Source organism: Streptomyces viridochromogenes DSM 40736 (assembly GCF_000158955.1).
GTDB classification, from domain to species: domain Bacteria; phylum Actinomycetota; class Actinomycetes; order Streptomycetales; family Streptomycetaceae; genus Streptomyces; species Streptomyces venetus.
On sequence record NZ_GG657757.1, the window covers coordinates 2,505,415 to 2,531,657 of the forward strand.

The 26,243-nt window shown below is 71.9% G+C and carries 15 protein-coding genes; 2 read left to right on the forward strand and 13 right to left on the reverse strand.

Annotated features, from left to right (window positions below; genetic code table 11):
* The 4 genes from SSQG_RS10990 to SSQG_RS11005 form a co-directional block, all read right to left on the reverse strand.
* Positions 1 to 764: class I tRNA ligase family protein (locus SSQG_RS10990; protein ID WP_425314989.1), on the reverse strand; the 764-nt coding region annotated here is incomplete at its 3' end.
* Positions 761 to 1,855, reverse strand: coding sequence for an NAD(P)/FAD-dependent oxidoreductase (locus tag SSQG_RS10995; protein WP_003989822.1), 1,095 nt, complete (start codon positions 1,853 to 1,855; stop codon positions 761 to 763). The genes SSQG_RS10995 and SSQG_RS10990, both read right to left, overlap by 4 nt.
* Positions 1,852 to 3,180 (reverse strand): lysine N(6)-hydroxylase/L-ornithine N(5)-oxygenase family protein, encoded by a 1,329-nt coding sequence (locus SSQG_RS11000; protein ID WP_003989823.1) that lies wholly within the window; start codon positions 3,178 to 3,180, stop codon positions 1,852 to 1,854. Before SSQG_RS11000 ends, SSQG_RS10995 begins: the two co-directional genes overlap by 4 nt.
* Positions 3,181 to 3,297: 117 nt before the next feature.
* Positions 3,298 to 4,569 (reverse strand): MFS transporter, encoded by a 1,272-nt coding sequence (locus SSQG_RS11005; protein ID WP_003989824.1) that lies wholly within the window; start codon positions 4,567 to 4,569, stop codon positions 3,298 to 3,300.
* Between the two features lie 354 nt (positions 4,570 to 4,923).
* Here SSQG_RS11005 and SSQG_RS11010 point away from each other — a divergent pair, with 354 nt between their 5' ends.
* Positions 4,924 to 6,213, forward strand: coding sequence for an MFS transporter (locus SSQG_RS11010; protein ID WP_244299475.1), 1,290 nt, complete (start codon positions 4,924 to 4,926; stop codon positions 6,211 to 6,213).
* On the forward strand, positions 6,173 to 16,939 hold the full coding sequence (locus SSQG_RS11015) for a hybrid non-ribosomal peptide synthetase/type I polyketide synthase (RefSeq protein WP_039932372.1): 10,767 nt from the start codon (positions 6,173 to 6,175) through the stop codon (positions 16,937 to 16,939). Before SSQG_RS11010 ends, SSQG_RS11015 begins: the two co-directional genes overlap by 41 nt.
* 18 nt (positions 16,940 to 16,957) lie before the next feature.
* Here SSQG_RS11015 and SSQG_RS11020 read toward each other — a convergent pair whose 3' ends face one another.
* Genes SSQG_RS11020 through SSQG_RS11060 form a run of 9 tightly spaced genes read right to left on the reverse strand, consistent with a single transcriptional unit; the run spans position 16,958 to position 26,242 of the window.
* Positions 16,958 to 17,740 carry a hypothetical protein gene (locus tag SSQG_RS11020; protein ID WP_003989827.1) on the reverse strand — a complete coding sequence of 261 codons (783 nt, stop codon included), beginning with the start codon at positions 17,738 to 17,740 and terminating at the stop codon, positions 16,958 to 16,960.
* Between the two features lie 49 nt (positions 17,741 to 17,789).
* A complete protein-coding gene (locus tag SSQG_RS11025; RefSeq protein ID WP_052310259.1) occupies positions 17,790 to 18,302 on the reverse strand; it encodes a hypothetical protein in 513 nt (170 codons plus the stop codon).
* Positions 18,275 to 19,552, reverse strand: coding sequence for an MCE family protein (locus SSQG_RS11030; protein WP_003989829.1), 1,278 nt, complete (start codon positions 19,550 to 19,552; stop codon positions 18,275 to 18,277). Before SSQG_RS11030 ends, SSQG_RS11025 begins: the two co-directional genes overlap by 28 nt.
* Positions 19,549 to 20,871 (reverse strand): MCE family protein, encoded by a 1,323-nt coding sequence (locus SSQG_RS11035; RefSeq protein WP_003989830.1) that lies wholly within the window; start codon positions 20,869 to 20,871, stop codon positions 19,549 to 19,551. The genes SSQG_RS11030 and SSQG_RS11035 overlap by 4 nt, the downstream gene beginning before the upstream one ends.
* On the reverse strand, positions 20,868 to 21,983 hold the full coding sequence (locus tag SSQG_RS11040) for an MCE family protein (RefSeq protein WP_208865635.1): 1,116 nt from the start codon (positions 21,981 to 21,983) through the stop codon (positions 20,868 to 20,870). The genes SSQG_RS11035 and SSQG_RS11040 overlap by 4 nt, the downstream gene beginning before the upstream one ends.
* A complete protein-coding gene (locus tag SSQG_RS11045) occupies positions 21,980 to 23,140 on the reverse strand; it encodes an MCE family protein (RefSeq protein ID WP_244299083.1) in 1,161 nt (386 codons plus the stop codon). The genes SSQG_RS11040 and SSQG_RS11045 overlap by 4 nt, the downstream gene beginning before the upstream one ends.
* Positions 23,137 to 24,174 (reverse strand): MCE family protein, encoded by a 1,038-nt coding sequence (locus tag SSQG_RS11050; RefSeq protein WP_003989833.1) that lies wholly within the window; start codon positions 24,172 to 24,174, stop codon positions 23,137 to 23,139. Before SSQG_RS11050 ends, SSQG_RS11045 begins: the two co-directional genes overlap by 4 nt.
* Positions 24,171 to 25,418 carry an MCE family protein gene (locus tag SSQG_RS11055; RefSeq protein WP_039932376.1) on the reverse strand — a complete coding sequence of 416 codons (1,248 nt, stop codon included), beginning with the start codon at positions 25,416 to 25,418 and terminating at the stop codon, positions 24,171 to 24,173. Before SSQG_RS11055 ends, SSQG_RS11050 begins: the two co-directional genes overlap by 4 nt.
* 8 nt (positions 25,419 to 25,426) lie before the next feature.
* Positions 25,427 to 26,242 (reverse strand): MlaE family ABC transporter permease, encoded by an 816-nt coding sequence (locus SSQG_RS11060; RefSeq protein WP_003989835.1) that lies wholly within the window; start codon positions 26,240 to 26,242, stop codon positions 25,427 to 25,429.
* Between the last annotated feature and the right edge of the window lies 1 nt (position 26,243).

Sequence of the window (26,243 nt, forward strand, 5' to 3'; positions counted from 1 at the left end):
TAGTCGCCGGTCTCGGCGTCGAACAGGGCGGGTGTGCTGCGCGGGTTGACGGAGCCGGAGTCCACCAGGCGGGAGAAGAACGCCCGCAGGCCGTCGGGGTAGGACGGGTCGGCGTTGGTGACGGTGTACTGGTCGGGCCGGATGTCCATCAGCGCGAGGGTCGCGGCGATCTCCGCCGAGAAGTGGGCGGCCGTCTCGGCCGGTTCGCGCCCGTCACGCCGGGCGCGCTCGGCGACGTAGCTCTGGAAGTCGTCGCTGCCGGTCAGGTGCCAGGCCTGGACGCCGTTCATGCGCTGGAAGCGGACGAACGCGTCGGCACCGAGGTAGGGGCCGGACAGGTGGCCGAGGTGGAGGTCGCCGTTGGGGGTGGGCGGGGTGGAGAAGACGAACACGGGCCGCGCGCCGAACCGCCTGCGGTCCGCGGCGTCCGCGGCGGCGGCCCGCGCGGCGTGGGCGGGGTCGCGCCAGTAGAGGTCGAAGAAGACCAGGTCGTCGCCGCCGGTGTTCTCGATGACGTGGGTCTCGAACGGCTCGAACATGGCGACGGTGCCGGGGGCGGCGGGGGTGCGCTCTCCGTCCACGACGAGGTCGCCGGTGCCCCGCACGATAACGAAGACCTCGGTCTCGTCGTGCTGGTGCGGGTCGCTCGCGCCGCCGGCGGGCACCCGGCCCCAGCCGGCTCCGGGGCCGAAGCCCTCGACCGAGCTCATGTCGATGCCGAACGCGGCGGACAGTGCGCCGGGTTCGTAGTGGGTGATCTTCACGCTGCGGTCCTTCGTCCCGTCGGGCCCGGTTGGTCGGGGTGTCCCGTGCCTTCCGGAGCGATGTGCAGGAGGTCGGCGGTCTCGGCTGCGAGGGCGGGCGCCAGCCGGTACCCGGAGCCGCCCGCGGCGCCCGCGAACACGACCCGGCCGCCGTCGTCGAGCGTCCGGACGATCGGTTCGCACGTGGGGCTGTAGGCGTCGCAGAAGACCCGTCCCGAGGTGGTGCGTTCGGCCAGTGCGGGTGCGTACCGGCTCAGGCAGGCGTGCGCTTGTGTGAGGTCGGCGGCGGACAGTCCGCGGTCGAGGGTGTCGGGGTCCACGTCCCATTCCTGGCAGGTGTAGCTGAAGAGCCAGTGGCCGCGGTGGCGCAGCGGGAGGAGGAATGCGTCCTCGTCCTCGAAGACGATCACGCCGTCGTCCTCGGTGGGTGCCCGGTCGACGTGCAGGGCGACGATCTTCTTGACGCGGGCGCCGAGCGGCCGGACCAGGGGCTCCCAGGCGGGGTCCGCGAGCCAGGGCCCGGGCGCGAGCACCACTCGGGAGGCGGTCAGTGTGCCGCCGGTGGACAGGTGCAGGGTGACGTCGCGGGGGCCGGGCTCGACGGACGTGACGCGGGTGGCCTCGCGCAGGGCGAGGCGGGGACGCAGGGTCGTCGCGAGCGCCTCGGTGAGGGCGCCGACGTCGGCGTACTGGCAGCCCTGCCCGGTCCACACCCCGGTGCCCGGGGGTACGGCGACCAGACCGCCGGGGACCTGCTCGGCGCGCGTCGGCCGGGCGGTGGTGAGGTAGGTGCGCTCGATGTGGGCGGGGTCGGCCGCCAGCATGTGCAGGGGCAGCGGGTGGATGGGCAGCGTGGGGTCCTCGGCCGCGAGCCGGGCGTAGGCGGCCTGGCTGTGGGTGGACAGGCGCCGGACCCGTTCGGTCGCCCCGCGCGGGAAGTGCAGCCCGGCCGATCGCCTGCTGGCGCCGCTGGCCACGACGTCCCGGTCGAGGAGCGCGACGCGCGGCCGCGGGTCCCGTCGGGTGATCTCGTGGGCGACGAGGCAGCCGATGATGCCGCCGCCGACGACGGCGATGTCGGCGTCGCTCATCCGCTCACCCCCTGGGCCGCTTCGGACGGGTGCGACTTGGGCGCCCAGTCGAGGAACGACTCGGCCTGCTCGTCGGTGCGGACGCCGCGCATCCGGTCGGCGATGCGCCTGCTGCGCCAGGCGACCAGGCTGAGGTTGCGGTCGGCGAGACCGCGCTGCCCCTGGGCCGCGTTGTGCACGAAGATGTTGCGGTCGCCCGGGCCGTCCCAGCGCACGGCGAAGCTGTCGTCGATCCGGTACTCGTCGCCCTCCCGCTCCAGCCGGCCGGTGAGCGGTTCGAGGAAGGCCGGGGTGGCGGGCCGGAATCCGGTGGCCCAGACGACGACGTCGGTCTCGAACCGCGTGGCGGTGCCCGGGTGGTCGCCGCCCCGGATCTCCACGGACCAGTCGCCGACGGCGCCCCGCTCGACCTCGGTGACCGAGTGGCCCGGGTACAGCGCGACCAGGTCCCGGTCGCCCTCGACGAAGCGGTGCACGTAGATCTGCTGGTACACCTCGCGCAGCGTCGCCTCGGAGATGCCGTCGCTGCTCAGCACGAGCTGGGCGTTGAGCTGCGCGCGGGTGGCGCGGTCGAGGCGGGCGAAGTAGTCCGAGTAGCTCGGCATGTAGAAGTCGTTGGTGAACGGGGAGTCGTCCATCGGGAAGTAGTTGCGGCGGCGCGAGACCCAGGAGACCCGGCGCGGCCGTTCGCCTTCCGGCCGGGAGATCAGGTCCAGGAAGACCTCCGCCCCGGACTGGCCGCCGCCCACCACGCAGACCCGTTTGCCGCCGAGGTTGCGGCCCTTGTCGACGATGTCGCAGACGTGGAACTGGTCGTCCCGCGGCGGGGTGGGCGCCACCGGCGGGACCCACGGGGAGGTGCCGATCCCGACGGAGATGTTGTCGGCGGTGAGCCTCCGGCGGTCGGTCTCCACGACGAAAGTGCCGTCCAAGGCGTCGTCGAAGTCGACGGAGAGCACCTTTTCGTTGAAGACGACGTTCTCGTTCTGTTCGCTCGCCCAGCGCAGATAGTTCCGGTATTCCTGGCGCGGCATGGCGTCGAACTGCGCGTTGATGAAGTGGTAGATCTTCCCGTGGGCGTGCAGATAGGAAAGAAAGGAGAATCGGTTCGTAGGGTCGGCGAGACTTACCAGGTCCTTGAGCATGGATACCTGGAGCGTGGTGCCGGGGAGTTGCTGACCGTCGTGCCAGCCGAAGTACTCCTTCTGCTCCAGGAAAAGACTGGAGATGTTCTCGTCGTCGTGCAGGAGTGAGGCGAGGCTCAAATTGGCCGGCCCGACTCCCACGCCGATGCAGCCGTAAGGGCGGCTGTCGTTGTTGCGCATGCGGGTACCCCTAGGTGTTGTGTGACACCGGTGCCTGGAACCGAATCGGCGCGATTGCACGGCTGCACGGCGAAGCCACGCGCCGGTCAGTGGCCGTTCGGTGAACGGGGTGGTGCGTTACTGACTGCGGACGCCGAGTTCCGGTTCGTCCGGTGCCTCGCCGCGCAGTTGCGGACGCCGGGCCGCCGCGGAGACCACCGGGCGTACGCACAGGCCCGCCAGGAGGAAGACCGCCGCGAGTGCCGCCCAGCCGGCTGTTCCGTTGCCGATGACGCCCACCGTCATCAGGACCGGCCCCACCGCCACCTGGACGCTGGATCCGAGGTGGAAGGTGGCGAGGTATTCGACTCGGGACCGGTTGGGCGCCAGCCCGAAGGACAGGCTCCACTGGCCCGCGGACTGGAGCAGTTCGCCGCCGGTGAGCAGGATCATGGCCATGAGCAGGATCGCGATCGCGAGCACCGTCGACTCCGCGTACGCGGCGGAGGCGAAGCAGGCGCAGCACAGGGCCAGGACGACACTGGCTCTCCGCAGGGCCGCGGCGCCCTCGGCGACCTTCTCCGTGCCGCGTGCCACGCGGACCTGGAAGAGGACGGCCAGCACGGTGTTGACGACCAGCAGGACGGCGACCAGGGAGTCCGGCGCCCGGGTGTGCAGGGTGATCCACAGGGGGACGCCCACGCTGAGCAGTGCCATGTGGAGCATCAGCAGGGCGTTGACCCCGGCGGCGGCCGTGTACCAGCGGTCCCGGACGGCCGGGAACAGCAGGCGCGGGCCGGTGCCCTTGCGCCGGGTGCGCACCTGGGGCCGGAACTTCAGGAAGGCCAGGAGCGTGGCGGACAGGGCGAACGAGAGCGCGTCGCCGAGCATCATGGCCAGGAACGAGGTGCGCGTTCCGATCTGGAGGGCCACCGCGGCGAGCAGGGCCCCGACCGTGTAGCCGACGTTGTAGACGACGCGCATTCTCGCGGCCATCTCGGCACGCCGTTCCGTGCCGACCGCCAGTTCCACGAGCGCCTGGCCCATGGGCCGTGCCGCTTGCTCGGCGATGCCCAGCAGGCCGACGACGCAGAGGAACGACACGAAGCCGTCGACGAAGAAGTAGGCGGCGAACCCCACCGCACAGCACGCGTGCAGCAGCATCAGCACCAGCCGTGGACCCCACCGGTCGGCCAGTCTGCCGAACGGAATGGGCCCGAGGATTCCGAGAATGCCGGCCAAGGACAGTCCGAAACCCACCTGGGCGGGGCTGAGACCCACGATCTTGGTGAAGAACAGTGCCGAACCGGCCAGATAAAGGCCCGTTCCGGTGGCGTCGATGAATCCGACGAGGAGCAGTCCGGCACCGCTTCGATTGACCGTGAACTTGTCTACGAGCGACCCGATCACGCTGTTACCACCAAGCGCGGCCGGTCGCCTCCGGAATACTGGTGGTTCTTGGACTTGAACGCATGCTGACCATCGAGAACTTCCCCCGTTCCCCGTTCACGTTTCAACTAGATCCTCGGGCCTCTTGAGCCCACCGAGGATTTCAGTCCGTGATCGGTCCGACTCTAGCCGTAAGCAGCTGACCTGCACAAGCCTTATTACATTCTGTGTCCGAATGTAATGCATGGCCGGGGGTTCGCGGCGGGAACATCGAAAAGGGAATCCGGGCGCCGGACCTCGAATTTCCGCCCACAGAGTCGAACACTTCTGCAATGATCGAGCATCCGGCCGATGGGGAGGAGTCCGGTGACGGGGGTGGACCGGCGGTTTCGGGCCTTGGTGGTCGCGCACGGGGTGTCGGCGTACGGGACGTATCTGAACCTGATCGCGCTCAGCCTGTTCTCGTACGAGATCACCGGTACGGCCCTCGGTGTGGGCGTGGTGATGGCCGTACGGCTGCTGGCCGGTGTCACGGCGGGGCTCGCCGCCGGAGCGCTGACCACCAGGGTCGGGCGCCGGACCGTCATGGTGGCGACGGACCTCGCCCAGACCCTCGCCATGGTCGTGCTCGCGCTCGGGGCGTCGGGCACGACCCTGTGGGTGCTGCTCGGGGCGGGGGCCGTGCTGGGCGCGGGGAACACCTTCTTCAACGTCGCCCTGCGCAGCGCGGTCCCGGTCATGGTCGGACAGGAGAACCGGGCCCGGGCGAACGGCGTGCTGGTCACGGCCCGTTCCGTCGCCACGGTGCTGGGCTTCGCGTCGGCCGCGCCGGTCATCGCGCTCGGCGGTTTCGGTGTCGCCTTCGGCGTCAACGCGGCGAGCTTCGCGGTGTCCGCGGCGGCCGTGCTGGCGCTCCGGCCGCGCACGGACTCCGACGGGGTGAGCGAGCCCACCGGGGATCGGGCCGAGCCCCCTCCGGTCCGTGGCGGACGGCTGCGGCGCCGAGTGGCGGGCCTCGCCGGGCCGTTGCTCGGCATGATCGCGCTGCGGGGTCTGGACGCGCTGGCGTCCGCATCGCACAACGTGGCCCTGCCGCTTGCGGCGCACGAGGCCGAACCGTCCTCCCCGGCGGTGTTCATGACCTGGTTCTGGTCGGCGTGGGCCGTCGGCACCATGCTGGCCCACCAGATCCTCAAACGCCGGTCGCACGGGGCGTCCTGGGGCGAGCGCGCCTTCGCGGTCGGCACCTGCGCGATGTCGTTCTGTTTCGTGGCCGCGTTCACCGGACCGCCCGCCCCGGTCCTGATGGCGGCCGCCGTGGCGGCGGGGTTCGCCGACGGCTGGACCGAGATCGTCTACACCTCACGCCTCCAGGCGACCCCCGACCGGCAGCGCGGCCGCCTTTTCGGACTGTCCGCCACGGCCGAGCAGTCCGGCTTCGCCCTCGGCACGGTGACCGCGGCGGCGGCCCTGGAGGCCCTGCCCGCACTGGCCGTCGTGGGCGCCTTCCACGGGGCTGCGGTGTGCGGGGCGCTGGTCCTGCTGCTGCTCACCGTACGACGGCACGACGCGCGTCATGGCACCGACCGTTCGTCCACCAGCGGAGACAAGGGAGAGAGCGCACATGGAACGTCTACGGGGGCAGGCCATCTGCCGGGGTCCTGAACCGGAGCGCACCGAGGGCGATCCGCTCGACGCCGTGCGGGCGCTGCTGGGCGCCGCCCGGTCCGCTCCCGGCGGGGCCGTGGTCACCGTCGCCGCCGACGGCACGACGAGCTCACGGTCGTATCCCGAGCTGTTGGACGCGGCACGCCGGATGCTCACCGGCCTGCGGGCCCACGGGCTGCGGCGCGGCGACGCGGTCGTGCTGTGCGGGCTGCCGCTGGCCGAGTTCTTCCCCGCCTTCTGGGCGTGCGTGCTCGGCGGGGCCTTACCGGTGGCCATCGCCGAGCACCCCGCGCCCGGGTCCCCGGCGTCGGAGCGCCTCCGGCAGGCCTGCGCGTTGTGGGAGAACCCGCTGGTCCTGACCGACGAGCCCGGCGCGGCCGCCCTCGACCGCACCGGGCCCGCCCTTCGCGTCGCCCTCGCCCGGGACTGCCTGGAGGCCCTGCCCGCAGAGGACCACGGCTCGCCCGACGGGTCCAGTACGGGCTTACTCGTGCCGGACGCGTCCGGTACGGCCTTGCTGACGCCGGACCCGTCCGACACGGCCTTGCTGATGCTGTCCTCCGGCAGTACCGGCGTCCCGAAGGCCGCGCGGCTCACCCACGCCGGGCTCGCGGACTTCGCGGCGAGCAGCCGGCGGATCCTCGACGTGCGCCCGGGCGACACGATGGTGAACTGGCTGCCGGTCGACCACAGCGGCGCGTTCCTGCTCTACCACCTGCTCGCGGTCTTCACCGGCTGCACCAACGTCCACGCCCCCACCGACCGGGTGCTCGCCGACCCGCTGCGCTGGCTCGACCTCCTCCACGACCATCGCGCGCAGCACGGCTGGGCACCGACCTTCGCCTACCGGCTGGTCGCGGACGCGCTCGCCGAGCGGCGCGACGGTCACTGGGACCTGAGCGGCGTCAAGTCGCTGGTGTGCGGTGGCGAGCGGGTCGTGCTGCCGGTGCTGCGCCGCTTCCTCGACGCGACGGCCCGGTACGGGGTGCGCGAGGAGCACATCGCCCCGGTGTGGGGCATGGCCGAGACGGTCACGGCCGTCACCCACGGCCGGCTGGACCGGCCGGGCACCGTGCACCGTTTACTCAAGAGCAGCCTGGGCGGCGATCTGGTCCGGGCCGGCGAGGACACCCCGGACGCCGACTGCGTCACCTTCGTCGCCTCCGGCCCGCCCGCGCACGGCGTCACCCTGCGCATCGTCGACGACCACGGCGCCCTCGCCCCGCCGGGCCGGATCGGCCGTCTCCAGGTCCACTCGCCCGCGCGGCTCACACCCGGCTACGTCGGCAACCCCGAGGCGGACGCCGCCGCCTACCCGGCCGGACGGGACTGGCTCGACACGGGCGATCTGGCCTTCCTCGACGGCGGCCAGGTCGTCATCACGGGCCGGCGCAAGGACGTGATCATCCTCAACGGCCACAACGTCTACTGCCACGAGGTGGAGGAGACCGCCACCGCCGTCGACGGGGTCCGGCAGGGCGAGGTCGCCGCCTGCGGGATCCCGTCCGCGGAGCAGGGCACGGAGGAACTCGCGGTGTTCTTCGTCAGCCGCGGCGACGCCGCCGAGGACACGCGGATCGCGGCCGAGGTGAAGGCGGCGCTGTACACCCGGCTCAGGCTCACCGCCGCGCACGTCGTGTCCGTACCGCCGGGCGAGTTCCCGCGCACACCGGCGGGCAAGGTGCGCCGCGCGGAACTCCAGAGCCGGCTGATGGCCGGGGGCTTCCAGAGGGACTCGGGCCCGGGCCCGGGCTCGGGCCCGGACTCGGACTCGGGCTCGGGCTCGGACTCGGACTCGGACTCCGGCACGGTGACCCGGGTGCTGCGGGAGGAACTGGGCGCCGTACTGGGCCGCCCGGTCGACCTGGACGTGGACGTGGACGTGCCGTTCTACGAACTCGGCCTGACGTCCGTCCTGTTGGTGCGGTTACGGAGCCGGCTGTCGGAACGTCTCGGAACGCCGATCGCCCAGACGGCCTTCTTCGAGCACCCCACGGTCACGGCCCTCGCCGCACACCTCACCGACCGCCCCGCGGCGACGGCCGCCCCGCGGACGCGGCGCGACGACAGCTCCCCCGACCGCCGCGTCGCCGTCATCGGACTGGCGTTGCGCTTCCCCGGCGCGCAGTCGGCGGAGGAGTTCTGGGCGAATCTGCGGGACGGCGTGGACAGCGTCCGGGTGTTCGGCGAGGAGGAGCTCGCGGCGGCGGGCCTCACCCCGGAGCAGCGTCGCGCACCCGGCCTCGTGCCCGCGGCCGGAATCATCGACGGTGTCGAGGAGTTCGACCCGGACTTCTTCGGGATGAGCCCCAAGGAGGCCGGGCTGACGCATCCCGCGCACCGGCTGTTCCTGGAGTGCTGCCACCAGGCCCTGGAGGACGGCGGCCACGCGGCGCCCACGCCCGGGGTCCGGGTCGGGGTGTTCGCCGGTTCGGGCATGAACCTCTACGACCACCAGCAGCCGCCCGCGACCGGAAGCGAAACCGGGACCGGGACGGGGACCGGGACACCGTACGACCCGGCGGACCCGGCCGCCGGCATGCAGACGGCCATCGGGCAGGAGCCGGACTTCCTCGCCACGCGCGTCGCCTACCGGCTCGGCCTCACCGGCCCGGCGATCGGTGTGCAGACGGCCTGTTCCACGTCCCTGGTCGCGGTGCACCTCGCGGCCCAGGCGCTGCTCACCGGGGAGGCGGACCTCGCCCTGGCGGGCGCCGCGGCCGTGCACCTGCCACAGCGGACCGGCTATCACAGTCACCCCGGCTCGATCCTGTCCCCCACCGGGCGCTGCCGCGCCTTCGACACGGAGGCCGACGGCACCGTCGGCGGCAACGGGGTGGCCGCCGTGCTGCTCAAACGCCTGGACCGGGCCCTGGCCGACGGCGACACCGTGCACGCGGTGATCCTGGGCTCGGCCGTCAACAACGACGGCGCCGCCAAGGTCGGCTTCAGCGCGCCCGGCGTCGAGGGGCAGGTGGACGTCGTACGCCAGGCGCTGCGCCGGGCGGAGGTGCCCGCGGAGACGATCTCGTACGTGGAGGCGCACGGTACGGGGACCCGGCTCGGGGATCCGGTGGAGCTCACGGCGCTGGCGCGGGCGCTGGGCGAGGGCGGCGGCTCATGCGCGGTGGGCTCGGTGAAGCCGAACATCGGGCATCTCGACAGTTGCGCGGGGATGGCCGGGCTCATCAAGACGGTCCTCATGCTGCGCAACCGCACGCTGGTGCCGACGCCGCATCTGACCAGCCCGAATCCCGAACTCCCGTTGTCCGATGGCAGGTTGACGCTCGCCACGGAGCAGCGACCGTGGCAGGTGCCGGTCGGCGTGCCGCGCCGGGCCGGGGTCAGCGCGCTCGGTGTCGGCGGCACCAACGCCCATGTCGTCCTGGAGGAGGCTCCGCCCGCGCCCGTTCGCCCGGCGCCGCAACTGCCCGTCCTGGTTCCGGTGTCGGCCCGCGACTCCGAAGCCCTCGACGAGCTCACGGCCGCGCTCCGCGACCGGCTGCTGTCCCGGCCGGACCTCCCGGCCGGGGACGTGGCCGCCACCCTGGCCCTCGGCAGGCCGCACCGTGCCGTGCGCGTCGCGGCGGTCGGTCGTACGGCGGGCGAAGTCGCCCGTTCGCTGGAGGAGGGACGGCACCCCGCATCCGTCCCTCTCGGCCCCCTCGGCCCTCTCGCCTTCGCGTTCGCGGGGCAGGGCAGCGCACGGCGCGGCATGGCGAACGGCCTGTACGCCGCGCACCCGGCGGCCCGGGCCGTGCTCGACCGGTGCGAGGAGCTCTACACCCGGGAGTTCGGCGGAAGTCTGCTCGCACAGCTGCTCACCGCGCCCGGTCTCGCCGCGGAGGAGGACAGCTGGCCCACCGGGACCGCGCAGGCCGCACTCTTCGCCCATCAGGCGGCACTGTCCGACGTCTGGCGGTCGGCCGGGACACGACCGGGTCTGCTGCTCGGCCACAGCGTCGGCGAGTACGCGGCCCTGTACGCGGCCGGTGCCCTGTCGCTGGAGGACGGACTGCGGCTCACCGCCTGGCGGGGGCGGCTGATGCAGGACCGCTGCCCGGCCGGAGGCATGCTCGCCGTCCGGACCGACCGGACCACGGCGAGGCGCGTGGCGCTGGCCGCCGGTGCGGAGCTCGCCGCGCTCAACGGCCCGCGCGCCCAGGTGCTCTCGGGCCCGCCGCAGGCCTTGAAGGAGGCCGCACGGCTGCTCGACCAGGAGGGCGTGCGCCGGCGTGCGCTGCCCGTCGACCGGGCGTTCCACTCCGCGGAGATCGACAGCGCGCTGGACGGGTTCCGTGTCCGCGCGGGTGAGGTGACCTACCGCCCGCTGCACACCCCCCTGGTGACCACCGCCGACGGTGAACTGCGCCGGCCGGGCTGGACGGTCGACGTGGAGTACCTCTGCCGTCAGGCCCGGCAGCCGGTCCGCTTCGACCTCGCCATGGACGCCGCCGCCGGACAGGGCTGCCGGGACTTCGTGGAGATCGGCGCCGGGCGGACCCTCACCGGCCTCGGCCGGCACTGCGTACCCGACAGCCGCTGGCTGAGCGGCCAGGGCGAAGGGGACGGGGCCGCCGAGCAGGCGCACGGGATCCTGACGGGGCTCGGCTCGCTGTACCGCAGGGGCGCGGAGCTGGACTGGGACGCGCTGCTCGTGGATGGCGGTGGCCGGGTGCCGCTTCCCGGGCATCCGCTGCGGCGGCGTACGGTGCCGTACCGGACCGGGGCCGTGGCCGCCGCTCCCAAGAGGCCGGAGCCGTCCGGTGACGTCGTGGAGGCCATCAGCCGGCTGACGGCGGACAAGCTGGGGCGCCCCGTCACGGATGTCGCGCCGGACAGCTCGTTCTTCGAACTGGGCGCCGACTCGCTCTCCCTGATGAGCATGACGACGGAGCTGGAGCAGCGGTACGGCGTCCGGGTCCCGGTCCGGGAGGTGTTCGGCTCGGCCGACACACCTCGGAGGCTGGCGGAACGGGTGGCGCGGCTCCGGGAGGACGCCCCGGAGGTCCAGGATCAAGCGGTGGCACCCGCGCCGCCACCCGCACCCGCCCCCGCACCCGCTGCCCCTCAGCCGTCGGAAGGGCTCCACGACCTCTTCGGTCAGCAGTTGCGACTGGCTGAGCAACTCGTCGACCAGGTCGGCGAGATGATCTCCCGCCAGTTGGACGTACTCGCGAGCGCCGGCACCACGACGGCGCCGCCAGCGCCCGTCGTCGTGAAGCCGACCCCTGTGAAGCCGGCCCCCGTGAAGCCGGCCCCCGTGAAGCCGGCCCCTGTGAAGCCCGCCCCCGCCGCCCCTGCTCCCCTCTCGGCGGAGCCCACCGGAAGCAGCGACTTCAGCCTCTACTTCTTCGGCGACTACCCCGAGGACACCGACCACGACACTCACGACAAATACGGCCTGATCATGGCCGCCGCCGACTTCGCCGACCAGCACGGCTTCCACGCCCTGTGGTTCCCCGAGCGCCACTTCAACTCCTTCGGCGCGCTCTTCCCCAACCCTTCCGTGCTGGCCGCGGCCCTGGCGGCGCGGACCAGCCGGATCCGGCTGAACGCCGGTTCCGTGGTGCTGCCGTTGCACCATCCGGCGCGGGTCGCGGAGGAGTGGTCGGTCGTCGACAACATCTCCGGCGGCCGCGCGGGCCTGTGCTTCGCGAGCGGCTGGCACGCCACCGACTTCGCGCTCGCCCCGCAGAACTTCGGCCGGCACCGCGAGGTCATGTACGAGCACCTGGCGACCGTTCGGGACCTCTGGTCGGGACAGCCGGTGAAGACGACTGCGGGCGACGGCACCCCCGTCGAGATCAGCCTGCAACCGCGCCCCGTGCAGGAACGGCCGCCGATGTACGTGGCCGTGGTGGGGAACCCGGACAGCTACCGCCGGGCGGCGGCCGAGGACCTCGGCGTGGTCACCAATCTGATGACCCAGACGGTGGAGCAACTGGCCGAGAACATCGCGCTGTACCGGCGCTGCCGAGCCGAGCACGGTCTCGACCCGGCGGCCGGGCGGGTGGTGGTGCTCGTGCACACGTACGTGGAGGACGACGCGGAGCGGGCGCGCGCGGAGGCGTACCGGCCGTTCCTGTCGTATCTGCGCTCCTCGCTCTCCCTCTTCGACCAGGTCACCAACAGTCTCGGCTTCCAGGTGGACCTGGAGAACACCCCCGATGAGGATGTGGAGTTCCTCCTGGGGCGCGCCTACGAGCGCTACTGCGACTCCCGCGCCCTGATCGGCGACGAGCGGACGGCCGCGGAGACCGTACGGCGACTGCTGGCCGCCGGAGCGGACGAGATCGCGTGCTTCGTGGACTTCGGTGTGCCGAAGGAGAAGGTGCTGGCGGCGCTGCCGCTGCTGGACCGGGTCCGCAGGACGACTCCCGGAACCGGACCGCGCGCGCTGCCCGAGCCCCGCCGCCTGCCGCTCACTCCCGCCCAACGCCGTATCTGGTTCCTGGAACAACTGCACCCGGGCACCGCCATGTACCACGAGCCCAAGGCGATCCGCCTGGACGGCCCCCTGGACGTCGAGGCGCTGCGCTGGGCCCTGGACCGGGTCGCGGACCGGCACCCGGCCCTGCGCACCGTCTTCGGCCACACGGACGGCGTCCCCTACCAGGAGATCCGCGACCGTGCGCCGCTCGACTGCCCGCTGGTGGACCACACGGGCTCGACGGAGGCGGAGGCCCTGCGGTCGACGCTCGCGGCGGACCACGGACTCGACCTCTCGACAGGACCCCTGGTCGCGGCCCGCCTGCTCCGGCTGTCCCCGAACCACCACCTGCTCTTCCTCCTGGCCCACCACATCGTCTTCGACTCGTCCTCGACGGCCGTACTGGCCCGAGACGTGGCGGCGTACTACCGCGCGCGGCGGGGCGGAGGTCCCGAACCGCGCCCTCTGCCGGAACTACCCGCGGCCGACCACCGCCGCGCGGACCCCGCGTCCCTCGACTTCTGGCGTCAGCACCTCGCCGACGCACCGGAACTGACCCTGCCCACCGACCGCCCCCGCCCACCGGTCAGGTCGGGAGCGGGCGCGAGTCTGACGCACGCACTCGACTCCCGTCTGACGGCGGCTCTACGGACGTTCGCCGCCGGTCACCGCGCCACCCTCTTCATGACGCTCACCAGCGCGATCGGCGCGGTCCTCGGCCGGTTCGGCGGCCGGCAGGACGTGGTGCTCGGCACGGCGGTGTCGGCCCGCCCCACAGGCGCCGAGGACCACGTGGGCCTGTTCCTCGACACGGTGCCGCTGCGCCTGGACCTCACCGGCGACCCGGACTTCCCGACCCTGCTGGGCCGGGTCCGGGAGACCAGCGCAGCGGCGTACGAGCACAGGGGCGTCCCCTTCGACGAACTGGTCGGCGCGCTCAACCCGCGTCGCGACCCGGGCCGCAACCCGCTGTTCCAGGTCATGGTGGAGTACGAGAACGAGGGCGCGGCGGAGTTCGACCCGCCCCACCTGACGGCCACCCTGCTGGACGTCCCGAGCGCCCGCGCCCCGTTCGACCTCAGCGTCTACCTCACCCACCACCCGGCCGGCGTCCGCTTCATGGTCGAGTACGACACCGCCCTGTTCGACGAGGCGACGGTGCGCCGCTTCGTGGACTACGTCGAACAGGTGCTGCGCCGCGCACTGGCCACACCGGACGCGCCGCTCGCACACCTGACCGCCCTCACGGCGGCCGACCGCACGACGCTGGCACGCCTGGAGCACACCGCGGAGGGGGCTCCCCCAGGCACCCTGCACGGCCTCTTCGAACAGCAGGCGCGCCGCGCCCCGGACGCCGTGGCGCTGCTCGGCGAGGAAGCCCCGGTGTCCTACGGGTACTTGGACGCGGCGGCCAACCGCCTCGCCCACCTGCTCCGGGCCCGGGGCGCGGAACGAGGCCGGCGCGTGGCGGTCCTGCTGCCACGCGGCCCGCAGCTGATCACGGCCCTGCTCGCGGTCCTCAAGACGGGAGCGGCATACGTCCCGCTGGACCCGTCCCTGCCCACCCCACGCCTGGCACTGCTCCTCGCCGACACGGCACCGGTCCTCCTCCTCACCTCCGAGGCCGCTGCCCCCCTGAACCTCGAACTCCCCGTTCAGCTCATGGAATCGGCGGACGACACACTCCCGTCGCCCCCGCTCGCGGACGGCGCGGGCCCAAAGGACCCGGCGTACTGCATCCACACCTCGGGCTCGACCGGCCACCCGAAGGGCGTCGTCGTCCCCCACCGGGGCCCGGCGAACCTGGTCCAGCACCACCTCGGCCGCCACCCCGCGCTCCGCACCCTCCAGTGGACGTCACCGGCGTTCGACGTCAGCGTGCAGGAGATCTTCACGACCCTCGCCTCGGGTGCGGCGCTCGTCCTCGTCGACGACGCCGTACGGCACGATCCGGCGGCGGTGGCGGAAACGGTGCGCCGCCACCGGGTCCAACGCCTGTTCATGCCCTGCACTCCCCTGAAGTACCTGATGGAGACCGCACCCGAACTCCCCTCCCTGCGCGAGCTGTTCTCGGCGGGCGAGGCACTCCATCTGACGCCGCCCTTCCGCCGCTTCCTCTCCCAGCACCCCCACTGCACCCTCCACAACCAGTACGGCCCCACGGAGACCTCGATCATCGTCACGTCGCACCGCGTGGACCCGGCCGGCGAGGAGTGGCCGCCCATCGGCACCCCGGTGCCGGGAGCCCGCGTCACGCTGCTGGACGGGGCGGGCGAGCCGGTCCCCGTCGGAGCGGTCGGCGAGATCCACGTGAGCGGACTCCCGGTCGCGCACGGCTACCACGACCGCCCCGCCGAGACGGCCGCCGCCTTCCTCGACGACGGCGAGGGCGGGCCGCGCTACCGCACCGGCGACCTGGCCCGCCTCCGCACGGACGGCACCCTGGAGTACCGGGGCAGGGTGGATGACCAGGTCAAGATCCGCGGTTTCCGGGTCGAACCGGGCGAGGTGCGGACGGCGTTGACCGCGCTCCCGGAGGTCAGAGACGCTGCCGTACTCCCCCGCCGGGACCGCCACGGCGACACGGAGCTGGTGGCGTACGTGGTCCTGGCGGAGCCGACGCCATGGCCCGCCCTGCGCATCGCACTGGCCGCCACGCTCCCCGACCACCTGGTGCCCCGCCGCTGGGTGCCGATGGACCGCCTCCCGGTGAACGCCTCCGGCAAACTCGACCGCGCTTCGCTTCCGGAGCCCGGCGAGAACGCGCCCGAGGACCCTCCGGCGACCCCCGCCACGCCCCTGGAACAGACCCTGCACGACCTGTGGTGCGAGGAACTGGACACCCGCCCGGTCCCGGTGACGGTGTCCTTCTTCGCACTGGGCGGCCACTCGCTGAGCGCGATACGCCTGCTGAACCGGATCCGGGAGACGGCGGACATCGACCTGACGATGTCGGACTTCTTCCTCAACCCGACGATCCGGGGCGTCGCCGCGCGGGGTGGCGGTGGCCGCGTCGTGGACAGCGCACCCATGCCGTCCACCCTGCGCCGCCTGTGGCGCCGCCACCACGCCCTCACGGACCCGAGCGTCTACAACATCGCCCACCGCATGGACCTGCGCGGCGACCTGGACCCCGACGCCCTGCACGGGGCGCTGCGGGACCTGGTGTCCCGCCACCACGCCCTGCGCATCCGCCCCGACGGGCGGAACTTCGAGGTCCTGGCGGAGGTCCCGGTGTCCCTGCCGATCACCGACTTCCGCTCCTGCCCGGGAGACGTGGACAAGTCCGTGGACGACTGGTGCCACACCCAGACCTCGAAGGCCTTCACACTGGACGAGCCCCCGCTGTTCCGCTTCGGCCTCGCCCGGGTGTCCCAGGACCACTGGGTCCTGCTGACAGTCTTCCACCACGCGGTCTGCGACGGCTGGTCCCTGGGCATCATCCGGCGCGACCTGGAGGCGCTGTACAACGCGCGCCGAACGGGCACCACTCCTCAACTGCCGTCGCTCGCGGCACAATTCACGGACTTCGCCCGGTCGGAGGCTGACCTGCCGGACGAACGCCGAAAAACCCTGGAACGCTTCTGGCGCACCGAACTGGACGGGGTCGCGCTACGCCCCGCACTCCCCCACGACCACCCACGCCCCGGCGAACTGTCCGGCCGCGGCGCCCTGCACACCTGGGTGATCGACGACGACACCCCCACCCGCCTGGCCGACACGGCGACCCGCCTCGGCACCACCGCCTACACGGTCCTGGCGGCCACCTTCGCCACCTGGCTGGCCGACCTGTGCGGTGAACGGAACGACATCGTCCTGGCGGCCTCCAGCGCGAACCGCGTCCAACGGGACCGCTCGGAGATCGTGGGCATCCTGGGCGACGCGGTACTCCTTCGGGCGCGCCTCTCCGAAGCCGAGGCCTTCCCCGACTTGGTGACCCGGCTGAGCACCACCCTCTTCACGGCCCTCGACCACCAGGAACTCCCCCTGACGGACGTGGTGTCCCTCGTCTGGCCGGAGACGGCGGACGCCCCGTTCCCCACGGTCCTGTTCACGGTGATCACGACGGAACCCCCGGCCCTGAACCTCCAGGACGTCTCGACCACCGTCCGCGCGCTCCCCATCCAGGGTGTGGCTCGCAACGAGCTCTACGTGGTGATCGCCCCGGAGGCCGACACGATCACGGTCACGTTCGAGTACTCGACGGACCTGTTCACCCCCGAGACGGTCGAGGCGTGGGCCAGGTCCTTCACCGAGGCACTGAGGTCCGCGGTGGGGTCCGGGCCCTGAGCCGGGGCCGAGCCGGCCTCACAGCGCGTCCACCGCGCTCACTTTCCACCCCTCGCCGGTGCGGTTCATCGTCATGCGCACCCGGTTCAGGTCCAGGCGGGACCCGGAAACCTGGGTGCTCTTGGTGGCCTGGTTGATGAAGAGCAGGACCACGACCTTGTCGGGGGAGGCCGAGACGACGGAGGCGGCCGGGGCGCCGGCCGAGCCGGGGGCGGCGACCGTTGCCTTCACCGTGCCTCGGTATTTCCTGGCCGTCGGGGCGACCACGGTCTTCGTGGTCTTGCCGTACTCGTCGCGGAAGTCGCCGGTCAGGTGGGCGCGGGCCCGCGAGAAGTCCTTGTCCAGGTGCCGGTAGTCGTACGACAGGACGATCGGCGCCGCTTTTCGCGCGGCCGCGAGCGCCTCGGTCCGGGCCTTCTCCGTCAGGCGGCCGTCGCGGTACTGCCATCCCAGGGCGGCGAGCGCGACCAGGGCGATGACGAGCAGGGCGGCCATGACCAAGGTGAGCAGCCTCCGACGGCCGCCGGGGCCGGGCTCGCTCCGCTCTTCCGCCTCGTCCTCCTCGAAGGGCTCCGCCGACGGCTCCGGCGGGTCGTCCCAGCCGTCCGCCGGGGCCTTGGTGAGGACGGCGCGCCCGGAGAGTGGCCGCTCGGCCCGGCGCGGGGGCCCCTCGTCGGTGGCCGTCGCCGTGGCCGCTTCGCGGTGGCCTCGTTCCGCGCGCTTCGCCGCCGCGCGGGCGGCCGCCGTCATGGTGCGGCGGGTGCCGGGACCGGGGGCGCGGCCGGTGGTCGTCTTCGGCATGGTGGTCCTCCTCGTCGGTGTCTGCCGGTCGGCGAATCGGCGGGGGTGTTCAGCCGACGAACTCGACGTCGGACGTCAGCCAGCGGCCGTCCTTGTGTACGAGGTCGAGCTGGAGCCGGTACGTGCGTGCCTCGCCCTCCGGCACGGCGGTGTTGGTGACCTTGCTGTCGGCGACCACCAGCACCCGGGCCGAGTTCTCGTCGGAGCGGATGATGCCCGCCTCCAGGACCTGGCCTTCGGACACGGACTTGTTCCGGTCCACCAGCTTCGTCAACTGGTCCGTCTGTGCGGTGAACTGCTTCTTGAAGTCGCCGGTCGCGCCCGCCAGTACGTTCGCGCTGTCGCGGTCGTAGTGCCGGTAGTCGAGGGAGGTGAAGTTCAGTGCCGACTGGCGGGCCGCGGCCAGGACGCCCTGGCGTCGTTGCTCCGTCTCGTGTTGTTCGTAGAGACCGAGGGCCAGACAGATCGTCAGTGCCGTGGTGATGACGGTGGCCGCGACGAGTCCCACCGTCATCACTCCGGGGCGCAGCGGTCTCATTCCATGGGGCCAACGAGCAGCCATTGCCACGACTCCTTTCCGAACACGGCCTGCTGGCCGCCCGTCGAGCCGATCTCGACGTTCTTTCCGTCCGGGCCGGTGGTGGTGCCGGTCTCCGGGTCGTACGGGGTGGCGTACGCCGCCTGGTTCGCGCCGCCGTCGGCGGCCGACGCGCCCGGGGCGTTCTGCGCGCCCCGTACCGACGACTCGCTGCCGCGCGGGAGTGTGCAACGGGCGTCGGTGTTCGCCTCGCGTGTGCTGGTGTCCGCGGGGTCGCGGCGTGCCGTGCCGTACCCCTGGGTGCAGGACGGCGGGTCGTCGGCGTTCAGCACCAGGCCGAAGTGGGTGGTGCCGTCGCCCGGGATGACCGTGTAGCTGCCCTCGACCATCAGCGGGAAGGTGACCAGGGCCTGCTCCACCCCGGGGAGGCGGGCCAGCGTGACCTGGCCGCCGCTGATCAGGTTGGCCAGCAGGACCGACAGCTCCGGCCCGGTCGACTTCAGCAGCGAGTTCAGCTCCTGCGCCGCCGGCCTCGCGTTGCCGATCAGCTTGCGCAGGTCCCCGTCGCTCGTCTTCAACTGGGCCGAGAGGGCCGCCAGATCGCGCGCGAACGACTTGATCGACGATCCCTGGTCGGCCTGCGTCTTCAGGACCTTCCGTGAGTCCTCGATCAGGCCGATCGTCTCCGGCAGCGCCTCGGACGCCGACCCGACCAGGGTGTTGCCCGAGTCCACCAGGCGGCTCAGGTTCGGGCCCGTGCCGGCGAAGGCCTCGCCCAACTCGTCGACCGTGACCCGTAGGTCGTCCTTGCCGACCGAGTTCACCAGGCGGTCCAGGCTGAGGACCATGTCCGTCGTCGGCAGCGGCACCCGCGTGCTCTCGCGCGGGATCGTGCTGCCGTCCAGCAGGTACGGGCCGTGGGAGGCGCGGGGCTGAAGGTCGACGTACTGTTCGCCCACCGCCGAACGGTTCGCCACCACCGCCAGCGTGTCCGCCGGGATGCGCGGCGCACCGTCGTCGATGTCGAGGTCGACCGATACCCCGTCCGGGCCGGTCAGGCGCAGGGCGCCGACCTTGCCCACCGGCACCCCGCGATACGTGACCTCGGCACCGGGGAAGACGCCCCCGGAGTCGGCGAAGTCGGCCCGCACGGCGTAGCCGCGGTCCAGGACCTCGTCCACCAGGCCCGTGTACTCGGCGCCGACGTACGACACGCCTACGGCGGTGATGGTGGCGAAGGCCATCAGTTGCACCTTGACCGTACGGGTGATCACGGCTGGACCCCCTTCAGCATGAGCTCGGCGAGTTCGAGGTTGATCCCCTCGAGCCGGTCGCCCCGGGTGCCGTAGCCGCCGGCGCCGTAGCCGGCGGTGCACACCGGAGGGCACAGCGGGTCGTCGCCGCCCGAGGGGGCGGACGGGGACGACGGCACGCTCGGGCCGCTCGGGCCGCTCGGGCCGCTCGGCAGCGCGGTGGGCTTCGGCACGCTCGGGAGATCCGGTACGTCCGGGAGATCCGGCGCGTCCGGCAGGTCCGGGGGGTCGGGAAGGTCGGGTACCGGAGTGTCCCCGCCGTTTCCGCCACCCGGTTTGTCCGTCAGGTTGCCGTAGATCCCGGCCAGATCGAGGTCCGCGGTGATGTGCAGGTTGACGTAGTCGCCCTTGATGGCGTCCACCACGTTGCGCGGGAACGGGTAAGTCGTGAGCAGCTCAAGGGAGTTGGGCAAGTCGCTGCCCGCCTTGTTGAGCTGTTGCAGGATCGGCCGCAGTTGCCTGAGATTCTCGACCGTGTCGTCGTGCGAGGCGTCGACCACCTTGGTGCCGGTCTTACCCAGCTCGGACAGGGCGGTGAGCATCTTGGTCAGGTCGCGGCGCTGGTCGGCCAGGACCTTCAGGGCGGGCGGCATCGCGTCGACGGCCTCGGCGATCGTCGTCCTCTCCTTGCCCAGCCGTGCGGCCAGCCGGTCCACGGCCTTCAGCGCGCGGACGATGTCCTGGCGCTGGTCGTCCAGGCCGCCGATGAAGGTGTCGAGCTCCTTGAGCAGGGACCTGACCCGGTTCTCGCGGCCGTCCAGGGCCTTGTTCAGCTCCGTGGTGATCGTCTTGAGCTGGGCCACGCCGCCGCCGTTGAGCAGGGCGGACAGCGCCGACAGCACCTCCTCGACCTCCGGGTTGCGGCCGCTGCGGGACAGGGGGATCACATCACCGTCGCGGAGCCGGCCGGCCGGTGCGGTCTCCAGCGGCCTGGACAGTGCCACGTACTTCTCGCCGAGCATGCTGGTCTGCCGCAGCTCGGCGATGGCGTTGGCGGGCAGCTTCACCGAGTCGGCGACCCGGAGGCGAGCCCTCGCGTGCCAGCCCTCCAGCTCCACCTTCTCCACCGCGCCCACCGTGACGTTGTTGACCTTGACCGCCGACTGCGGGACCAGGTCGAGGACGTCGCGGAACTCGACGGTGACGTGGTAGGCGTGGCCGCCTGGAGCGGCTCCGCCGGGGAGCGGGACGTCGTACCAGCCGTTGAACTCGCAGCCGGACAGGAGCAGCGTCCCGACGGCCGCCCACGCGACGGCCCCGCCCTTGCGCAGTGGCCTCATGCGCTCGCCCCCAGGATTCCGCCGAGGGTGCGGTCGACCGTGCCGGTGACCGCGGTGCCCTGGGGGACTTCGGGCAGGGAGTCGAAGAGGTCCCTCAGGTCCCCGCAGTCGGTCTTCTCCCCTGTCGTCTTCAGGATCGAGCACAGCAGCGACGCCGGATCCTGGGGACGGTCGGGGTTGTTGCGGGTGTCGAGGGTGCCCGCGGAGGGGTTGTACGCGTTGTTCAGGTTCGACATGCCCGTCGGCGCTACCTCCAGCAGCTCCTGAAGCGCCGCGCGCTGGGTGACGAGCACCTTGGTCACCTTGCTCAGGCCGGACACGTTCGAGGTCAGCGACTTCTTGTTGTTCTTCACGAATTCGGACACGTCACCGAGGGCCGTGCCGAGGTTCTTCAGCGCCGCCGCCAGGTCCTTGCGCTCGCCCGCGAGTTGCGCGGCGACCTTGGCGAGGCTGCTGTTGAACGACCGCACGCTCTTGTCGTCCGCCGCCAGCGCCGCCGTGAACACCTGAAGGTTTTGGACCGTGCCGAACAGGTCCGTGCGGCCGTCGGAGAGAGTCGTGACCGCCTCCGAGAGGTCCTCGACCATCCGGTGGACGTTCTCGCCCTGGCCGTCGAGGTTGTCCGCGCTGACGCCGAGCAGCCGTGACAGGGCGCCGTCCTTGTTGGCGCCCTCGGGGCCGAGTGCCTCGGCCGTGGTGTGCAGGCTGTCGAAGACGCGGTCCAGTTCGACCGGCACGGCCGTGCGCGACTCGGGGATCTCGTCCCCGTCCCGCAGCGCCGGACCGCTCCGGTACACCGGCAGCAGTTGCACGTAACGGTCGCTGACCACCGAGGAGTTGATGATCGCGGCCTGCGCGTCGGCCGGAACCTTGCGGTCGGCGTCGTACTCCAGCTCCACCCGCACCCGGCCCCCCTCCGGCGTGATCTTCCTGACCTCGCCGATCCGCACGCCCAGCACACGGACGTCCGAGCCGGGGTAGATGCCGACCGTGCGTGGGAAGTACGCCGTGACGCGGGCCGGCTCCTTCCGCGGCCACAGGACGTAGGTGAGCGCGGCGACCAGGGCCAGGGCGGTCAGCAGGGCCAGGCCCTTCCTCCAGCGGTTGCTCACTGCGTGCCTCCCGTCCGCGGTACCACCGGAGCGGCGACCATGTTCTGGATGTAGGAGTCGAACCAGCGGCCGTTGCCGAGGGTGTTGGTGAAGACCCGCACGTAGGGCGCCAGGAGCGCGATGCTCCGGTCCAGGCCGGCTTGGTTCCGTTCGAGCATCTTCACCACGGTGTCGAGGCCCTTGAGCGCGGGCCCGATCTCCTTTTCGTTGTCCTGGACGAGGCCGGAGAGCTGGATGCCGAGTGCGGCGGAGCTCTTCAGCAGCCTGTGGATCGCCGCACGGCGCTTGCTGATCTCCTTGAACAGCTTGTCGCCGTCCTTGACCAGGGCGGTGAAGTCGCCGGAGCGTTCGGCGAGTACGCCCGTGACGCCCTTCGCGTGGCCGAGGAGTTCGCGCAGCGCCTTGTCGCGTGAGGCCACCGTCCGGGAGATCCGGGACAGGCCCTTGATGGACGCCCGTACTTCTGAGGGGGAGTCCTCGAAGGTCGTCGAGATGGTGTCCAGCGCCTTCGCCAGCCGGTCGGTGTCGACCTTCTCCGACGTGGTGGTGAGATCGCTGAACGCCTGCACGACGTCGTACGCGGGGACGGTCCGCTTCAGGGGGATCTCGCTGCCGGGCTCCAGCCGGCCCCGGCCCTTGGGGTGCAGGGCGAGGTACTTCGCGCCGAGGATCGTCTTGACCCGGATCGACGCGCCGGTCTCGGTCCCGAACTCGGGATCGTCCTTGATCTTGAAGGTGACCTTGACGTGGTCGCCGTCCAGGTCGACCTCCTCGACCTTGCCGACCTTGACCCCGGCGATCCGCACCTCGTCTCCCGGCTTGAGACCGCCCGCCTCCGCGAAGGCGGCGCTGTACGTCTCGCCGTCACCGATCACCGGCAGGCGGTCGGCGTTGAACGCGGCCACGGCCAGCAGTGCGAGGACGGTGAGTCCCACCGCGCCGATGACGACGGGGTTGCGCTCACGGAACGGGCGCGGGCGCGGGCGGCGCACGCGGGGAAGCCGTATGCGGGGCGGCTCCACGCGGACCTTGATCAGTGGCTGCCGACGGGGCTTGCGGTGCGGCAGCAGCCGTACCTTCGGCAGCCGTATCCTCGGCAGTCTCGGCGGGTCCACGCGCACCTTGAACAGCGGCTCGGGGCGGCGTTTGCGGCTCATGCTCCACACCTCGCCCTCGCCACGTGCATGTCGGGCGTGAGTGCCTGCTTCGTCTTCGGCAGGACGATCCGGCCGTCGAAGTCGCACAGGTAGAAGTTGAACCACGAGCCGTAGGACGCCGTCCCCGTCAGCTCGTTGAGCTTGTTCGGCAGCCGCTTCAGCACCCCCTCCACGGTCTTCTCGTTGTCGTTCAGCGTCCCGGTGAGTCCGGTCAGTTCCGCGATGTCGTCCTTGAGCGGCGGACGCGCGTCCTTCAGCAGGCCCGAGGTGGCCTCCGTCAGATCGCCGATGTTCACGAGCGACTCCCCGATCGGCTTGCGGTCGGCGGACAGGCCCGAGATGAGCCGGCGCAGCTGCCCCAGCAGTCCGGAGAAGCGGGCGCCGCGCTTGTCGAGCGTCTCCAGCACGGTGTTGAGGTTGTCGATCACCGAGCCGATCAGCTTGTCGCGGCCGGCGAGCGTCGTGGTGAGCGACGCCGTGTGCGTCAGCAGGCTGTTGACGGTGCCGCCCTCGCCCTGGAGGGTCCTGATGATCTCGGTGGCGAGCTGGTTGACGTCCTTCGGGCTGAGCGCGGCGAACAGCGGCTTGAAGCCGTTCAGCAGCGCGTTCAGGTCGAGGGCGGGCTGGGTGCGGGCGAGCGGGATGGTGCCGCCGGGGCGCAGCCGGGTGCCGTCGCCGACGCCCTCGGTCAGCGCGACGTACCGCTGCCCGACCAGGTTGCGGTAGCGGATGACGGCGCCCGTGCTGGTGAGCAGCGGCCTGTCCTGACTGACCGTGAAGCTGACCTCGGCCAGCGTCCGGTCCTTGATCCGGATGCCCTCGACCTCGCCGACCCGCACTCCGGCCACCCGGATGTCGTCGCCCTCCTCCAGACCGGTGACGTCGCTGAAGACCGCGCGGTACTCGCGCTCCGGGGTGAAGGAGAGGTTCACGATGGTGGCGGCGAGCAGGGCCGTCGCCACCATCGTCACCAGCGCGAAGAGACTGAACTTGATCAGCGGGGCGGCGGTCTGCCGGGCTCCTGTGGCGCTCATGCGACGCTCACCGCCGTCCCGCGCGCCATCGGCCCGAACAGCAGCGTCGCGACGGGCGGCACCTCGTCCGCGGGCACGCCCAGCACCGGCGCCACGAGCGAGCCGACGGCCCGCTGCTCGGCCCGGGTCGCGGAGACGTCGTGCGGGCTCAAGGACGGGCTCCCCGGCTTGGAACCGTCGTCGAGGTGGGCGCCGGGTGCCGGCACCGCGGGGTGCGGCAGGTCACGGCACTGGGGACCGGACCGCTCGCCGTAACGGGGTTCCTCGCCCGGTTCGTACGCACCGCGCGGCCGTACGACCTCCAGCGTGATGTGCATCTTGCCGCCCCGGAACGCCTCCTCGGACGCCTTCTCCTGCCGGACCAGGCCGGCCAGCAGGCAGGGGTACTGCGGGGAGTAGCGGGCGAACAGCTCCAGCGTGGGGCGGGAGACCTGGCCGAGGGTGATCAGCCGGTCGCCGTTGGCGTCGAGGAAGTCCTCCGCGGTGCCCGCGACGGTGGCCGTGCTCTTCAGCGCCGCTGCCAGTCGGTCCTTCTGCTCCGTGATCGTGCGGCTGGTGGTGACCGTGTTGCGCAGGATCTCCATCAGGTCGGGCGCCGCGTCGCCGTACACCTCGGCGACCTCGGCGAAGCGTGCGATGTCCGCCGTGAGGGACGGCAGGTGCGGGTTGAGGCGGCTCAGGTAGTCCTCCAGTCGCGTGAGGTTGTCGCCGATCCGGTCGCCGCGGCCGTCGAGGGCGGTGGCGAACGCGGAGAGCGTGGCGTTGAGCTTGCCGGGCTGCACGGTCCGCAGCAGCGGCAGCAGGTCGTTCATCAGCTGCTGGAGTTCGATGCCGACGCGGGTGCGGTCCTGGGTGATGACGTCCCCGGCGCGGATCGGGCGGGCCGGGGGCCGCTCGGTGCTCGCGGGTGCGACCAGGTCGACGTACTTCTCGCCGAACAGCGTCTTGGGCAGCAGGCGCGCGTGCACGTCGGAGGGGATGTGGGAGACGTACTCCGGCTTGAGCGCGATGTCGAGCCGCGCCTTGGTCCCGTCCGCGTCCACCTCGCGCACCTCGCCGACCAGCAGCCCGCGCAGCTTGACGTCGGCCCGCGGGTCGAGCTGGTTGCCGAGGCTGTCGGCCTCCAGTGTGATCCGCACGGCCGACGTGAACACCTGCTGGTAGACGGCGACGGACAGGGACAGCAGCAACGCGAGCACGGCGATGAAGACGACACCGTACAACCGCAGTCTCAGCACCCTCATACGGCGGCTCACCCCGCGATCCGTACGGTCGTGCTGGCGCCCCAGATCGCCAGCGACAGGAAGAGGTCCAGGACGTTGATCGCCACGATCGAGGTCCGCACCGCGCGGCCCACCGCGACGCCGACGCCCGCCGGTCCGCCGCTCGCGTGGTAGCCGTAGAAGCAGTGCACCAGGATGATCAGCACGGCGAAGACCAGCACCTTCCCGAAGGACCACAGGACGTCCACCGGTGGCAGGTACTGCTGGAAGTAGTGGTCGTACGTGCCCGTGGACTGCCCGTAGTAGCCGGTGGTGATGGTGCGGGCGGCCAGGTACGAGGAGAGCAGGCCGATCACGTACAGCGGGATCACCGCGACGAACCCGGCGATCATCCGGGTCGTCACCAGGAACGGCAGCGAGGGCACGCCCATCACTTCGAGCGCGTCGGTCTCCTCGCTGATCCGCATCGCGCCGAGCTGGGCGGTGAACCCGGCGCCCACGGTCGCGGAGAGCGCGAGGCCGGCCACCAGCGGGGCGATCTCGCGGGTGTTGAAGTACGCGGAGAGGAACGCCACGAAGTTGGAGGTGCCGAGCTGGTTGAGCGCGGCGTACCCCTGCAACCCCACTTCCGTGCCGGTGAAGAACGACAGGAAGGCGATCACACCGACCGTGCCGCCCACGACGGCGAGCGCGCCCCGGCCGAAACTCACCTCGGCGAGCAGCCGCAGGACCTCCTTCTTGTAGCGGCGCAGGGTGCGCCCCGTCCACGCCAACGAGCGGCCGTAGAAGGAGAGCTGGGTGCCCAGCGCCTCGAGGGCTTTCAGCGGGCGGTCGACGACTCTCATC